Annotated in this window: 14 protein-coding genes; 7 read left to right on the forward strand and 7 right to left on the reverse strand. The window is 72.1% G+C overall.

The features are described from left to right. Positions 1-3: 3 nt before the first annotated feature. The 3 genes from AB0K12_RS39220 to AB0K12_RS39230 form a co-directional block, all read right to left on the reverse strand. On the reverse strand, positions 4-1,035 hold the full coding sequence (locus AB0K12_RS39220; protein ID WP_364572675.1) for a hypothetical protein: 1,032 nt from the start codon (positions 1,033-1,035) through the stop codon (positions 4-6). Further along, positions 1,032-1,904 carry a hypothetical protein gene (locus AB0K12_RS39225; RefSeq protein WP_364572677.1) on the reverse strand — a complete coding sequence of 291 codons (873 nt, stop codon included), beginning with the start codon at positions 1,902-1,904 and terminating at the stop codon, positions 1,032-1,034. The genes AB0K12_RS39220 and AB0K12_RS39225 overlap by 4 nt, the downstream gene beginning before the upstream one ends. Positions 1,905-1,983: 79 nt before the next feature. Continuing rightward, the gene (locus tag AB0K12_RS39230) at positions 1,984-2,604 is read right to left on the reverse strand and encodes a TetR/AcrR family transcriptional regulator (protein WP_364572679.1); all 621 of its coding nucleotides are present in this window, start codon (positions 2,602-2,604) and stop codon (positions 1,984-1,986) included. Positions 2,605-2,646: 42 nt separating this feature from the next. Between AB0K12_RS39230 and AB0K12_RS39235 the strand changes: the two genes are divergently transcribed. The 3 genes from AB0K12_RS39235 (at position 2,647) to msrA (ending at position 6,257) form a co-directional block, all read left to right on the forward strand. Beyond that, entirely contained in the window at positions 2,647-4,113 is a 1,467-nt protein-coding gene (locus AB0K12_RS39235; protein WP_364572681.1) for an FAD-dependent monooxygenase, read from the forward strand. A gap of 120 nt (positions 4,114-4,233) precedes the next feature. Beyond that, entirely contained in the window at positions 4,234-5,754 is a 1,521-nt protein-coding gene (locus tag AB0K12_RS39240) for an ATP-binding protein (protein WP_364572683.1), read from the forward strand. Then, positions 5,751-6,257, forward strand: coding sequence for a peptide-methionine (S)-S-oxide reductase MsrA (gene msrA, locus AB0K12_RS39245; RefSeq protein ID WP_364572685.1), 507 nt, complete (start codon positions 5,751-5,753; stop codon positions 6,255-6,257). The genes AB0K12_RS39240 and msrA overlap by 4 nt, the downstream gene beginning before the upstream one ends. Before the next feature lie 51 nt (positions 6,258-6,308). Here the strand turns inward: msrA and AB0K12_RS39250 are convergent, their stop codons facing one another. After that, entirely contained in the window at positions 6,309-6,938 is a 630-nt protein-coding gene (locus AB0K12_RS39250) for a TetR/AcrR family transcriptional regulator (protein ID WP_364572687.1), read from the reverse strand. Positions 6,939-7,140: 202 nt separating this feature from the next. Between AB0K12_RS39250 and AB0K12_RS39255 the strand changes: the two genes are divergently transcribed. Next, positions 7,141-8,058, forward strand: a complete 918-nt coding sequence (locus AB0K12_RS39255) for an NADP-dependent oxidoreductase (protein WP_364572689.1) — start codon at positions 7,141-7,143, stop codon at positions 8,056-8,058. A gap of 54 nt (positions 8,059-8,112) precedes the next feature. Here AB0K12_RS39255 and AB0K12_RS39260 read toward each other — a convergent pair whose 3' ends face one another. Continuing rightward, on the reverse strand, positions 8,113-9,258 hold the full coding sequence (locus AB0K12_RS39260; RefSeq protein ID WP_364572691.1) for an MFS transporter: 1,146 nt from the start codon (positions 9,256-9,258) through the stop codon (positions 8,113-8,115). A gap of 221 nt (positions 9,259-9,479) precedes the next feature. Here AB0K12_RS39260 and AB0K12_RS39265 point away from each other — a divergent pair, with 221 nt between their 5' ends. Beyond that, the gene (locus AB0K12_RS39265) at positions 9,480-10,106 is read left to right on the forward strand and encodes an ATP-dependent Clp protease proteolytic subunit (RefSeq protein WP_345409011.1); all 627 of its coding nucleotides are present in this window, start codon (positions 9,480-9,482) and stop codon (positions 10,104-10,106) included. Then, positions 10,103-10,693 (forward strand): ATP-dependent Clp protease proteolytic subunit, encoded by a 591-nt coding sequence (locus AB0K12_RS39270; RefSeq protein WP_355425154.1) that lies wholly within the window; start codon positions 10,103-10,105, stop codon positions 10,691-10,693. Before AB0K12_RS39265 ends, AB0K12_RS39270 begins: the two co-directional genes overlap by 4 nt. Positions 10,694-10,700: 7 nt before the next feature. On the opposite strand, the gene AB0K12_RS39275 is transcribed toward AB0K12_RS39270, so the two are convergent. After that, complete coding sequence (locus tag AB0K12_RS39275; RefSeq protein ID WP_364572694.1) at positions 10,701-11,063, reverse strand: helix-turn-helix transcriptional regulator; 363 nt, start codon at positions 11,061-11,063, stop codon at positions 10,701-10,703. A 173-nt stretch (positions 11,064-11,236) separates the two neighbouring features. Continuing rightward, on the reverse strand, positions 11,237-12,361 hold the full coding sequence (locus AB0K12_RS39280) for an ROK family protein (RefSeq protein WP_364572696.1): 1,125 nt from the start codon (positions 12,359-12,361) through the stop codon (positions 11,237-11,239). Positions 12,362-12,433: 72 nt separating this feature from the next. Here AB0K12_RS39280 and AB0K12_RS39285 point away from each other — a divergent pair, with 72 nt between their 5' ends. Then, positions 12,434-13,654, forward strand: coding sequence for a Gfo/Idh/MocA family oxidoreductase (locus tag AB0K12_RS39285; RefSeq protein WP_364572698.1), 1,221 nt, complete (start codon positions 12,434-12,436; stop codon positions 13,652-13,654). Positions 13,655-13,662 lie beyond the last annotated feature (8 nt).

Consider the following 13,662-nt stretch of genomic DNA (forward strand, 5'->3'; position numbering starts at 1 on the left):
CGGTCAGGGCTGGGAGATGAGCTGGATGCGGACGCCGCCGTCGTACGGGAGCACGATCGTCTGGTCGCGGCCCAGCTTCCACCGCGAGTTGACCAGGAACAGCCGTCCGCCGGAGGCGAGGAGGAGGCGGAAGCCGCGGTAGCGGTGCTCGTAGCCGGGGTCCTTATCGGTGGTGCGGAGCCGGGTGTGGGTGATGCCTGGAGGCACGTCGTGCAGCTCCTGCTTCACGTCGATGACCACCTCGGCGCGCTGGGGCAGCTCGGCGGCGTCCTGCTCGCCGAGGCCGATGCCGTACGCCCAGGCGACCGTGGTGGAGGCCCAGAACAGGCCGGCGACGGCCAGGCCCGCCACGCTCAGCACCCCGTTCCTGGCCAGCCGTGGTGACAGGAGCGGGCGGCCGCGGTTCTTGCCATGGACGTGGATCCCGTACGCCACCGCGGCCGGGCCGGACGCGAGGGCCAGCGGTGTCGTGCCGATGACCACGCTGGTCTGGGCGTCCTGGAGGAACATGCCGATCAGCGCGCGGGCGACCAGCAGCACCCCGATCAGCGCGATGACGGCGGCCATGAACGTATTGAGCGGGTCGCCCGGGCGGCGTGCCAGTTGTCTGGACACGGCGGCGTGGACGGCGATGACCAGGAGCGCGCCGAGGCACATCAGGGCCGCCGGGACGTACACGACCTCGAGGCCGTAGAGGAGCAGGCTCTGGTTGGACAGGTCCGCCATCTCCAGGGAGACGCCGAAGTAGTCGAAGCGGGCGCGGGTCGCCACATAGCCGAAGTAGATGAGCACCGCGGTGGCCAGCGTCGTGGGGCCCACGGCCTCGGCGAACTGCCGCATCCGCGCCGAAATCGGCTCCTGCCCACCGTCCGCCGGATGTTCGGACGCGGTCTGCGCGGCCGGCCGCTGAGGCGTGGTCTCCTCGACCGGCTGCTCGGGCGCGGGCTCCGTCGCCCGCGCGGTTCGGCGGGAGGCAGGCTCTTCGCCTGTCGGCTGCGGCTTCGGCGCGTCCGCCTGTTCGACGTCGCTCGTCATTCTCCCTCCGGCGTCGTGGCCGTGCCATCGCCGGGTGTGGTCTCACTCGCCGCGCCGGGGCCGTCCTCCGAGGTGGGCGGGGCGTCGGTGACCTCCGGGGACGGTTCGGGGGAGGCGGTGGTGTCGTCCTCTTCGTCGCCGGAGGTGTCCGTGCCGCCGATGTAGTACTCGAACTGCGGGACGTTGTTGGCGGTCGCGCCCCTGATCTCCACCGGCCGCTGCTCGGTCGGCGCCGGGCCGGCCCAGTTCTGGACCTCGTCGCAGGGCGCGTCCTCGACGTTGACGCACCTGTACCGGAAGTGGACCACAGCCTGGATGACGTACGGGCTGTCGGACGGCTCGCCCGTGATGAGCGCGCCGGCCAGGCACTGGGAGCCTGCCCGCAGCGTGACGCCCTGGCACAGCGGGTCGCCGGTGGGTTCACAGTGGCCGGGAGCCGAGCGGGCGGTGGCGCGGCCGGGGCCCGACCGCACCTCGAAGGAGACCGACTCGATCGTCGCGACGGTCGAGGTCTTGTTGATGATGGTGACGCAGCCGTCGTCACCGGTGGAGCCGTCCAGGCGTACGCCGTTCCAGCGGACGCTCCTGCGGTGGTTGCCCTGTGACGTCTCCTGGGACTTCGGCTCGCCGGCGGGTGACCGCACCTCGTCAGGTGCGCCCTCGTCAGGTACGCCCTCATCAGGTACGTCCCCGTCAGGTACCTCCTCGTCAGGCACCTCCTCGTCGTCCACCGGCATGCTCACCCCGGCGCCGGCCGACGACCCTCCCGGGCCGCCGGTGGCGACGCCGACCAGCCACACGACCCCGCCCACCGCCACGAGGCCGAGCACGCCGACCATGATGAGCACACGCACTCGCGATGACGCCATGGCTCCCCCTGTGAACGCCGCTCACTTCTCCTGATCACTCAGGATCGGCCGCCCGCGCCGGGGAACGCATGAGTACCCTCTACTCAATTGGCGGCAAGAGCGCGCGGGCGGCCTGCTCGGCGAGCCAGTCCGCCGCCTCCTTCCAGCTCCAGCCGAAGTCGCGTACGGTCCGCCACGCCTCGAAGCCGAAGTAGAACCACAATGTCTGCTCGATCTGCGTGCCGGTGAGCCCCTCTCGCAGGCCGCCGATGGCGATCAGGCGGGCGGTCACGGCCTTGAACCTGTCGCGCACGGCCCGGGTCGCCACGTCGGCGGCCGCGGCGACGTCGGGATCGGCGTACTTGTTGTTCAGCAGGATCGCCAGCACGTCGTGGCGGCGCCTGCGCACCTGCCCGGTGCCGTCGGCCAGGATGCGCAGGATCTCGCGCGGGTCGGAGCACTCCTCGATCCTCCGCAGGGTCTCGACCGCCGCATCGTCGCCCGCGCCGTCCTCGGACAGCGCCATGATCAGGGCGGGCTTGTTGCCGACGCTGGTGTAGACGGTGTTGACGGCGACGCCGGCCGCTGCGGCGACGGCGGCGACACTCGTCCTGGGGTAACCCCGCTCGGCGAACAGGGTGGCCGCCGCCTCGATGATGGACCGCCGCGTGTCCTCGGCGTGCCTGGCCCGCACCGGTGACCGATAGCCGCGCTCAACCATGCCCTTGATTATAGCCACTCAACTCAATGTAGAGTCACTACTATGAATAGCAGCGCCATCCAATCAATCGAGGACGTCGTCGTGGTCGGCGCGGGTCCCGTCGGGCTGTGGGTCGCGGCGGAGCTGGCGCTGGCCGGGGTGCCAGTCGTGGTCCTGGAACGGGCGGCGGAGCGCAGCCCGCACTCGAAGGCGCTGGGTGTCCATCCGCGCACGATCGAGGTGCTGGCCATGCGCGGCCTGGCCGGGCTGTTCCTCGACGAGGGGACACCGGTGCCGCGGTGGCACTTCGGGATGCTGGAGAGCCGGCTCGACTTCAGCGTGCTCGACACGCCGTACCCGTTCATGCTGGCCATTCCCCAGGTCCGCACCGAGGAGTTGATCGAGGAGCACGCGCGCGCGAAGGGCGCGGTGATCCTGCGCGGTCACACCGTCACCGGCCTCGACCAGGACGGCGAGCGGGTGACCCTGCACGTGGACGGCCCTGACGGCGCGTACACCCGCACGGCCGGTTACGTCGTGGGCGCCGACGGCGCGGGCAGCACCGTGCGCAAGGCGGCGGGCATCGCGTTCCCCGGGACCGACACGACGTCCTACGGCTACGTCGCCGAGGTGCGGCTCAGCGAACCTGCCGTCGTCAGCGCACACAACGAGCACGGGGCCCTCATCAGCGTCCCCGTGCGCGACGGAAGGCACCGGATCGCCGGCGTGGACGCGCACCACAACGGCGCGGCGGACCCGTTCACGCTGGAGGCACTGCGGGAGACCACGATCCGGGTGGCGGGCAGCGACTTCGGGATGCACGACCCGGGCTGGTTGTCCCGGTTCGGCAACGCGACGAGGGTCGCCCAGACGTACCGCAAGGGGCGGGTCCTGCTCGCGGGCGACGCGGCGCACATGCACCTGCCGGCGGGCGGAGTCGGCCTGAACGTCGGCGTGCAGGACGCGATGAACCTCGGCTGGCGGCTCGCCGCCGTGGCGCGCGGCGAGGCGGACCCCGCACTGCTGGACGGCTACCACGACGAACGCCACCCGATCGGCGAGCAGCTCGCGGAGCACACGCTGGCCCAGTCGTCGCTGATCACCGCGACCTCACCGGACGGCGCCGCGTTGCGGTCGCTGCTGAACGGCCTGCTCGCGACGGTGCCCGAGCTCTCTCTGACGCTGGCCCGCAAGCTGTCGGCGCTGGACGTGGCGTACCCGTCGGACGGGCATCCCCTCACCGGCGCCCGGGTGCCCGGCCGCTTCGAGCTGCTGGAGTCCGGCCGGCCCGTCCTGCTGCACCGGCCCGGCGCGCTGGGCACTGAAGCGGCCGCGCTCGCGATGGCGATGGGGATCGACGTGGTCGCCGGAGAGCCGGCGTGGACCACCGCCGCGGGAGTGGTCGTGCGTCCTGACGGGCACGTGTGGTGGGCCTCCGACACCGCGGACGACGCGGAGGTCATGACGGCGCTGAGGGGACTCGGCGCGACCTTCAGCCGGGCCATTCGTGAAGGGACCAGCAGGTCCTAGACCTCGGCTCAATGCGATTTGGCTGATCTGAAACGGGACTATATAGTCCAAATCCTATGCCGAGACGGCGCCCACGGCACTCCAGTCCTGGGCCGCCGTCGGCGAAGGAGCGACATCGTCATGAGCCATGCCACCGTTGGAGCCGTCCCCGGGCGGTCGGCGAAGAGTCCCCGGCGGCTGCTCACCCGCCCGGAGGGTGTGCCGTGCCGACCCGTGTGCTCCGTCCGCGCCTGGTGCACCGTCATCGCGGCGCTGCTCACGACCAGCGCCTTCGTGGTGCTCGGCGTGACCCTGGATCTGGCGATCCGCTCCCACGTCGAGTCCACCTCCTTCCGCCTGTCCGAACGGGTGGCGAGCAAGTGGAGCCCGGTCGCCCGGCGCGGCGCGCTGCCCAATCCGATACCCGCCGACCCGCACCTCGGCCTCATCCAGCTCGTGGACACCCAGGGCCGGGTGATGAACGCCAGCAGGGCGGCCTCGTCGAGCGTGCCGCTGAGCCGGCACCGGCCGCCGCCGGACGCGCGCTTCCAGCCGTACCGTGAGTGCCGGCCGGACGGCGGGTGCGTCCTGCTGGAGGCCATCCGCCTGACGCCGGCGCGGGACGCGAAGGTCCTGTACGCCGGTATCCCCGAGCCCGACCTGCTGGCCACCCACAAGCTCGAGTACGCCATCGCGGCCGGGATCGTCGCGGTCACCGGCGCCGCGGCCTGGACCGCATGGGTGCTGGTGGGGCGCGCGCTGCGTCCCGTCGAAGCGATCAGGGCGCGGATCGCCCAGATCACGGTCAGCGACCTCAGCCTGCGCGTCCCCGAGCCGCGGGGCAAGGACGAGATCCACCGGCTCGCCACCACCGCCAACCAGACCCTCGACCGGCTGGAGGACGCGGTGGAGCAGCTGCGCCGCTTCGCCTCCACGACGAGCCACGAGCTGCGCACCCCGATCTCCGGGCTGCGCACACAGCTGGAGGAGGCGCTGCTCTACCCGGACGACGTCAGCGCCAAGGACGCGCTGCGCAGCGCGTTGACCACGGTCGACCGGCTGGAGGCGATCGTCGACGACCTGCTGCTGCTCGCCCGGCTCAGGTCGGCCGACCCGCTGCCTCCCGCGACCCTCGATCTCGGCCGGCTCGTGGCCGAGGAGGTGAGCGCGCATTCCTCGTCCGTGCCGATCAGCGTCGACGCGCCGGCCGGGCTGGAGGTCTCCGGCTCCCGGATGCAGCTGATCCGCGTACTGGACAACCTCCTGGCCAACGCGCTGCGGCACACCGCGTCCCGGGTGGAGGTCGGCGTCGCGCGGGCCGGCGACGGGGTCGCGCTCACCGTGGCCGACGACGGGCCCGGCATTCCGCCTCACCAGCGCGAACGCGTCTTCGACCGGTTCGTCCGCCTGGACGACGGCCGGCGGCGCGACCCCGGCGGCAGCGGTCTGGGCCTGGCCATCTCGCGCGACATCGCGCACGCCCACCACGGCACGCTCACGGTCGAGGACTCACGGCGCGGGGCCAGGTTCGTCATGTGGCTGCCGCTCGCGGGCAGCGGGAATAGAACCGGCGTGCCCGCTCGCTGCATGGGGACGACCGGGCCGGCCGATCAGGGACCCTGTTCTCCGGCGACACCGACGACACATAGGGAGACGACATGACCACCGAAAAGGCGATTCTCGCCGGCGGCTGCTTCTGGGGCATGGAGGAGTTGTTCCGCCACCAGCCCGGCGTCGTGTCGACGCGCGTCGGCTACAGCGGCGGCGACGTCCCCAACGCCACCTACCGCAACCACGGCACCCACGCGGAGTCCATCGAGGTCGTCTACGACACCGACAAGACCGACTTCCGCACGGTGCTCGAGTTCTTCTTCCAGATCCACGACCCGACGACGAAGAACCGCCAGGGCAACGACATCGGCCTCAGCTACCGTTCTGCGATCTTCTACACCAACGACGAGCAGAAGCGGATCGCCGAGGACACGATCGCCGACGTCGACGCCTCGGGCCTGTGGCCGGGCAAGGTCGTCACCGAGGTCACCCCTGCGGGCGACTTCTGGGAGGCCGAGCCGGAGCACCAGGACTACCTGCAGAAATACCCCAACGGCTACACCTGCCACTTCCCCCGTCCCGGGTGGAAGCTGCCGAAGCGGGCGTCGGCCTGACCTCATCGGTGCGCGGACCTCGCTCCGCGCACCGGAGCCCTGCCCTCGCCGTCACCCGGCGAGGAACGACTTCACGTGGTCGAGCGCCATGTCGAGGGCGACCTCCATGGGCTTGATGTCGTGCGCGGTCTCGGCCAGCAGGTAGCCGCCCTGGAGGGCGGCCAGCAGACCCGTGGCGAGCCTTTCCGGGTCGGCCTCCGGCCTGAGCACGCCGTTCTCGCGCATCCGCCGCAGGCCGGCGGCCAGCAGCCCTTCCCACTCCGCGAACGAGGCGGCGAGCGTGGTGCGGGCCTGGTCGTCCTGGTCTGCCAGCTCGCTCGCCAGCGAGCCGAGCGCGCAGCCGTAGGCGCCGTTCTGCAGCGCGTTGCGCTGCACCAGCGCGTTACGCCAGCGGACCAGGCCGTTGAACGACTTCAGCCGCTCCAGATTCCCGCGCTCCCGCTCCAGGACCTGCGCGGCGCGCGCCTCGACGACGGCGCGGACCAGCGCCTCCTTGTCAGGGAAGTGGTTGTAGAGCTGCGACTTGCTGGTGTTGCTCGCGGCCCGGACGTCGTCGAGCGTGGTCGCGTTGACGCCCTTCATGTACATCAGCTCGAGAGCGGCCGCCACGATGCGCGCGCGGGTCGTGGCGCCACGGGAGGTCAGCCTGCGTCCCGTCGGTGCGTTCTCCGGCTTGCCCACCCGTCCAGCCTACCCCGGCTGATCACTTCTCCATGGACCGGAGAGTCTGCCCCAGCACACCCCCATCTCTGCGGAACGACCCCGCAAAGGACCGCCGTACGCCCTGGCAGCCATCGCTCGGGTGGTATCGTTGTGGACGAAATAGTCCATATATGCGGCTCGCGGCCACAGCGGCGAGCACCCGGACGCAGGGAGGCGTCGCATGAAGGCGATCGTGGCGACGGACGAGGCCGCAGGAACGGCCGGAATGACTCTGACCGAGCGGCCCAAGCCCGAGCCGGGGCTGAACGACGTGCTGGTGGAGGTGCGCGCGGCGGGGTTCACCTCGGGAGAGTTGACGTGGCCATCGACGTGGGTCGACCGGTCCGGCCATGACAGGACGCCGTTGATCCCCGGCCACGATCTGGCCGGCGTGGTCGTCGCGCTCGGCTACGGCACGACGGGGCTGTCGGTGGGCCAGCGGGTGTTCGGCATCACCGACTGGTACCGCGACGGCGCGCTCGCCGAGTACGCGGCCGTCGAAGCGCGCAACCTCGCCCCGCTGCCGGGCGACATCGACTTCACGCTGGGCGCGAGCCTGCCGATCTCGGGCCTGACCGCGTGGCAGGGGCTGTTCGATCACGGGCGCGTCCGGGCGGGGCAGAGCGTCCTCGTCCACGGCGCGGCGGGCGCGGTCGGCTCCATGGCGGCGCAGCTCGCCCGCGAGGCCGGCGCCCACGTCATCGGCACCGGGCGCGCCGGCTCCCGGCAGACGGCGCTCGGCTTCGGCGCGCACGAGTTCGTCGACCTGGAGAACGACACCCTGGAGGACGTCGGACAGGTCGACCTGGTCTTCGACGTCCTCGGCGGCGACATCGGACGCCGCTCCGCCGCCCTGGTGCGCCCCGGCGGCACCCTGGTGTCCGTCACCGGCCCCGTGGAGGCACGCCCCGCCGACGGCCTGGCGATCGACTTCGTCGTCCTGTCCGACCCTGCCCAGCTGCGCGAACTCGCCCAGCGCGTGCGCGACGGACGGTTGCGCATGGCCATCGGCAACGTCGCCACCCTGGACGACGCCGTCGCCGCCCTCAACCCGACCGAGCACGTCAAGGGCAAGACCATCATCAGCGTCCACCCGTGAAAGCCCGGCACCGCGATCACCTCGCCCGCGGCCGGGCCACGGGAGGGCCGGTCTTCATGGACTTCTTCGGGCGCGGGGGATGAGGGGCAGGGTCGCTGCCATGAGGACGGCGGTGAGCAGCAGCGCCGGCGGGTAGCCGGTGAGCGGCGCCAGGAGGCCGACGGCGAACGCGCCCGCGGCCATGCCGCTGTCGTAGGCGGCGTTCCACAGGGCGCTGACGGTGCTGAACATCTCGGGGCGCACGCGGGCGTACATGACGGTCATGGTGGCGTTCTGCAGGACGCCGAATCCGGCGCCGAACACCGCCGCTCCGGCCACGACGCTCACGCTCGACGAGGTCAGCGACACGGCGGCCAGCCCGGAGGCGGACATCAGCAGTCCTGGCAGCAGCAGCCGTTCGTGCCCGCGGCGGTCGCCGGCGCGGCCCGCCACCCAGCGGGCGAGCGCGGCGGTGGCCGACTGGGCCAGCAGCGCGGCGGGCGCGAGCCAGACGGGCCCGCCGCGCACCGCGAGCGGCACGAACGTGGCCAGGACGCCGGTCCCCGCCGCCGACGCGGCGAAGATCGCCGCCGGCCACATCAGGGCCGGCGTGCGCAGCCCGGCCACCACGCGCGCGGCCCGCCCAGCCGCCGCGGGACGTCCGGGCAGGAACGGGACGGCCAGCACCGACACGGTCGGGACGACGGCGGTGGCGGCGAAGACGGCCTCATAGCCGGCGACCTGCGCGAGCCAGCTCCCCGCGGGCAGCGCCACGAGCGCGCTGACCCCGCTGACCAGGCCCACCAGCGCCAGCCCTTCGCCGCGCCGCTCGGCGGGGACCAGTTCCGCGGTGAGCGCGCCGCCCGCCACGACGGTGATCGCGAAGCCCACGCCGCGCAGGGCGCTGACGGCGATGACGACCGCGGCGTCGGAGGAGGCGAGGAGGACGAGGGTGGGCGCGCCCAGGGCGAGCAGGCCGAGGCCGAGCGCCCAGCGGTAGCCGATCCTGGCGACCAGCGCGGGTGCGGCGAGTTCGACGGCGACGGTGGTGACCAGCAGGGCGGCGTTCGCGGCGCCGGCCACGGCAGGGCCGGCGGAGCGCTCGGCGTACTCGGGGACGACGGAGAACGGCAGGAAGAACCCGATCGACGAGGCCACCACGGTGACCATCCGCACCAGCAAGGCCCCGGTGACGATCGGCGGGCGGGCGACGACGCTCATCGGTGCCCCGCCTTCAGGGGCGTCGACTCGCCGCGTTCGATCATGGGGACCCTCCAGTGCCGGGGGGGAAGGGTGACCGGGACATCCGTAGAGACCGTCCGGCCGCCGCGAACTCACCGCGGATCCGCCACCGGCTTTCCGGCCGGCCACGCTGCTCACAGCAGATCTGCCGCAGGCAGATCCAGGCGACTCCGCTCCGAAGGGCCGCACATGATGGACGCATGAGCGAAGAAGAGAAAGTTCCGCTGTTCGACCGGCGAATGCGACGTGAGCTTTACGAGCGGCGCATTCTCGTTCTCGACGGCCCGCTCGACGACGACAACGGCACTTTGCTGGCGACGCAGCTGATGGCACTCGCCACTCAGGAGCCGTCGGCCGACATCGCCTTGTGGATTCATTCGCCGGGCGGCTCGGTGCCCGCGATGCTGGCCATTCGCGACGTCATGCGTCTCATTCCCTGTGACGTTTCGACGCTCGTGCTGGGCATCGCCTACAGCGCCGGTCAGTTCCTGCTGTCGTCGGGGACCAAGGGCAAGCGCCGCGCCCTGCCGCATTCCCGCGTCCTGATGCACCAGGGCTCGGCGGGCATCGGCGGCACCGCCGTCGACATCGAACTGCAGGCCAACGACCTGCGGCACACCCGCGACACGGTGCTCGGCCTCATCGCCGAGGACACCGGCCAGCCCGTCGAGCGCATCTTCGAGGATTCGCTGCACGACCGTTGGTACACCGCGCAGGAGGCGCGCGAATACGGGTTCATCGACGCGATCGTGCAGTCCTTTGACGAAATAGCCCCGCACGCTCGTCCGCGACCCGGGTTCGGCGTGGCAGAAGGAGACGCCAAGTGAGTTCCTACACGATTCCGAACGTCATCGCGCAGAATCCCCGTGGCGAGCGGATCATGGATGTCTATTCGCATCTGCTCACCGAGCGCATTGTCTATCTCGGCACCGCGATCGACGCGGGCGTCGCCAATGCCCTCATCGCGCAGCTGATTTTCCTGGAGTCGGACAACCCCGACGGGGAGATCCAGTTCTACATCAACTGCGAGGGCGGGGATCCGAGCGCGATGCTCGCGATCTACGACACCATGCGCCACATCCGGCCGCGGGTCTCGACGACCTGCGTCGGGCAGGCCGTCGCGGTCGGCGCCGTCCTCCTCGCCGCGGGGGCCGAGGGGAAGCGAGCCGCTCTCCCCCACGCCCGCGTGATCCTGCACCAGCCGGCCGCTCAGGGCCGCGGCACGATCCCCGACCTCATCCTGCAGGCCGACGAGGTCGTACGGGTGCGGGCCGACATCGAGCGCATCCTGTCACGGCACACCGGCCAGAGCATCGAGACCCTGCGCGCCGACACCGACCACGACCGCGTGTTCACCGCGGCCGCGGCCATGGAATATGGGCTCATCGACCAGATCATCGAGGAGCACCGCTAGGCCCGCGCTACGCGGCCAGGCAGACGGCGCCCTGCGACGTGCTCGGCTGAGCGGACCGCACGCGGTCGGCGACGGCGAGCGTCAGATCGACCAGGGTCACATCGAGCGCGCCGGCGACCGCCGCGATCATCTCACTCGACGGCTCCTTGACGCCTCGTTCCATCTCGGAGAGATATTGCGGCGAGACCCCGGCGCGCCCCGCCGTGTCGCTCAGCTTCTCGCCCCGCTCCTGCCGCATGCTCCGCAGGCACTCGCCGAGCGCCTCCCGCCACAGCGGCTCGCGAGCAGCCGGGGCGGGCTTGAGCGCGGTGCGCTCGGCGGCGGGACGCAGCGGCGTGACGGAGGCTGACTGCCGGAAAGAGGAGGCCATACCCCCCACGATAGGGAGACGACGGGCCGGCGTCCCGCCTGCTTCGCGCACAGCGGAACCAGCGGGTCACCGTGGAGCACGTGGCGCGGCTTCAAGCGTTCGAGGAGTTCGTGCGCCGGCTCGACGGCTCCGGCTCGACGGCTCCGGCTCGCGCGCGGTCGCCGGCGAGGTGCTCATCGTGTACGCGGCAGGGGCGCGGTTCCTTCGTAAGGGTCCATGAGTTTCCGCTCGGCGTGGTCGAGCGCCGTGCGTACGGCGCCGTACGCGATGCTCTCCTCGCCGAACGTGGACGGCGCGACCTCGGGCGCGTTGAGGCACATCTCCCCCAGGTGCGCCCGCATCCGTTCCAGCAGGACCTCGCCGCCGCGGGCGAGTGCGCCGCCCACCACGACCAGCTCGGGGTCCACCGCGACCACGAGCACGGACGCGCCCCGCGCGAGCCCGCGGGCGAGCCTGTCCACCAGCGCGAGCGCCTGCGTCTCGCCCGCCCGCGCCGCCTGGAAGAGCTCGTCCGCGTCCCGTCCCGACTCGGCGAGCACGGCGGACGCGTCCTCCCAGCCGGTGAGCGGCAGCCTGCCCAGCTCGCCGGCGCTGCCGGTGCGGCCCGTGCGCAGGCGGCCGTCGAGCAGCAGCCCGTGGCCGGACCGGTAGCCGGTGAGCACGTAGACGACGTCGTCGACGTGGCGGGCGCTGCCCCGCCAGTGCTCGGCGACGGCGGCGAGGTTGGCGTCGTTCGCCGCGAAGCCGGGGCAGCCGAACCATCGGCCGACCTGCCCGGCGAGGTCGAGCCCCGTCCAGCCGGGGATGAGGGTCGAGACCGACACCCGGCCGGAGCGGTCCACGACGCCTGAGGTGCCCGCCGTGGCCGCCCACACGTCCCCGCGCGCCGGCCCGGCGGCCTCGACGCAGGCGGTGGCGGCGCGCTCGGCCAGCGCGAGGCGTTCGGCGGCGGGCAAGTGCTCGTCGGTGTCGAGCCGGTGTTCGCCGATCACGTCGCCGTTGAGGTCGGCCAGCATGGCGAGGATGCGGCGCGGCCCCACGTCGAGGCCGACGACGTGACCCGCCTCCGCCCTGAACGCGAAGCGCCGGGCCGGACGTCCCGTGCCGCCCTCGGCCGGCGCGACCTCCCGCGCGAGCCCGCGCGCGGCCAGGTCGGCGAGCGCCACCTCGACGGTCTGCCGCGACAGCCCGGCGGCGCGCGCGAGCCGGCTCAGTGTCTGCGGCCCGCCCCTGCGCAGGGCGTGCAGGGTGGCGCGGGTGTTGAGGCGGCGCAGCAGCGCGGTGTCATGAGTCGTCATAAAGCCCCTTGACCATAGGACTGGGGCAACTCTAGCTTTATGTCGCGTCTTGACATAACTGGAGCTGAGAGCATGCCGCACATCGAGCTGGCCCTGGTCGGGGCGGGCGACCGGGGGACGAAGTACACGAGGTACGCGACGATGGACGGTCGTGCCAGGCTCACCGCCGTGGCGGAGCCCGATCCGCGGCGCAGGGACGCGCTGCTCACCGAGCACCCGGACGCCCTGTCGTTCGGCGACTGGCGGGAGCTCGCCGGGCGGCCCAGGCTCGCCGACGCCGTGGTGATCGCGACGCTGGACGCCGACCACGTGGAGCCGGCGGTGCGCTTCGCCGAGCTGGGCTACCACGTGCTGCTGGAGAAGCCGATGGCCATCGACCTGGAGGACTGCCGGCGGATCGTCGCGGCGGCCGAGCGTTCCGGCGTGGTGTTCGCGGTCTGTCACGTGCTGCGCTACACCACCTACACGCGGCGGGTGAAGGACGTGCTCGGCAGCGGACGGCTCGGGGAGATCGTCACCATCGAGCATCTGGAACCCGTCGGCTGGTGGCATCACGCCCACTCCTACGTGCGGGGCAACTGGCGCCGTACGGACGAGGCCACGTTCATGCTGCTCGCCAAGTCGTGCCACGACCTCGACTGGCTGACGTACGTGATGGGCCGCCGGGTCACGCGGGTGTCGTCGTTCGGCGGCCTGAAGCACTTCACGGCCGAGAACCGGCCCGCGGGCGCCGCCGACCGCTGCCTCGACTGCGCCGTCGCGGCCGGCTGCCCCTACGACGCCAGGCGCATCTACCAGCCCTACGTGGGCGAGGAGAAGCGCTGGCCCCTGGCCGTCCTGACCGACGACCCGTCGGAGGCGGGCCTGCTGCGGGCGCTGCGCGAGGGCCCGTACGGCAGGTGCGTGTACGCGTGCGACAACGACGTGGTGGACCACCAGGTGGTGAATCTCGACTTCGACGGCGGCGCGACGGCCTCGTTCACCATGACCGCCTTCTCACCGGCGGCCCTGCGCAAGACCCGCATCTTCGGCACGCACGGCTACCTGGAGGGCGACGGCGCCCGGCTCACCGTGACCGACTTCGTGACCGGCGAGACCGAGGTCATCGACACGAACCCGCCCGCGGACGGCCACGGCGGCGGCGACCAGGGCCTGGTCACCGCCTTCCTGGACGCCCTCGACCGCAACGACCCGGCCGCGATCCTCTCGGCCCCCCGGGAGAGCCTGCACAGTCACGAGATCGCCTGGGCGGCGGAGGAGTCCCGCCTGACCGGCACCGTCGTCACCCTGTAGGCGGTCGC

The sequence above is a fragment of the Nonomuraea sp. NPDC049419 genome, assembly GCF_040676995.1.
GTDB lineage: Bacteria > Actinomycetota > Actinomycetes > Streptosporangiales > Streptosporangiaceae > Nonomuraea > Nonomuraea salmonea.

Bases quoted from the DNA above. Each gene is read 5' to 3' on its own strand.
- AB0K12_RS39260 (WP_364572691.1), bottom strand. From the start codon at position 9,258: ATGAGCGTCGTCGCCCGCCCGCCGATCGTCACCGGGGCCTTGCTGGTG.
- AB0K12_RS39230 (WP_364572679.1), bottom strand. From the start codon at position 2,604: ATGGTTGAGCGCGGCTATCGGTCACCGGTGCGGGCCAGGCACGCCGAG.
- msrA (WP_364572685.1), top strand. From the start codon at position 5,751: ATGACCACCGAAAAGGCGATTCTCGCCGGCGGCTGCTTCTGGGGCATG.
- AB0K12_RS39265 (WP_345409011.1), top strand. From the start codon at position 9,480: ATGAGCGAAGAAGAGAAAGTTCCGCTGTTCGACCGGCGAATGCGACGT.
- AB0K12_RS39280 (WP_364572696.1), bottom strand. From the start codon at position 12,361: ATGACGACTCATGACACCGCGCTGCTGCGCCGCCTCAACACCCGCGCC.
- AB0K12_RS39240 (WP_364572683.1), top strand. From the start codon at position 4,234: ATGAGCCATGCCACCGTTGGAGCCGTCCCCGGGCGGTCGGCGAAGAGT.
- AB0K12_RS39220 (WP_364572675.1), bottom strand. From the start codon at position 1,035: ATGACGAGCGACGTCGAACAGGCGGACGCGCCGAAGCCGCAGCCGACA.
- AB0K12_RS39275 (WP_364572694.1), bottom strand. From the start codon at position 11,063: ATGGCCTCCTCTTTCCGGCAGTCAGCCTCCGTCACGCCGCTGCGTCCC.
- AB0K12_RS39255 (WP_364572689.1), top strand. From the start codon at position 7,141: ATGAAGGCGATCGTGGCGACGGACGAGGCCGCAGGAACGGCCGGAATG.
- AB0K12_RS39235 (WP_364572681.1), top strand. From the start codon at position 2,647: ATGAATAGCAGCGCCATCCAATCAATCGAGGACGTCGTCGTGGTCGGC.
- AB0K12_RS39225 (WP_364572677.1), bottom strand. From the start codon at position 1,904: ATGGCGTCATCGCGAGTGCGTGTGCTCATCATGGTCGGCGTGCTCGGC.
- AB0K12_RS39285 (WP_364572698.1), top strand. From the start codon at position 12,434: ATGCCGCACATCGAGCTGGCCCTGGTCGGGGCGGGCGACCGGGGGACG.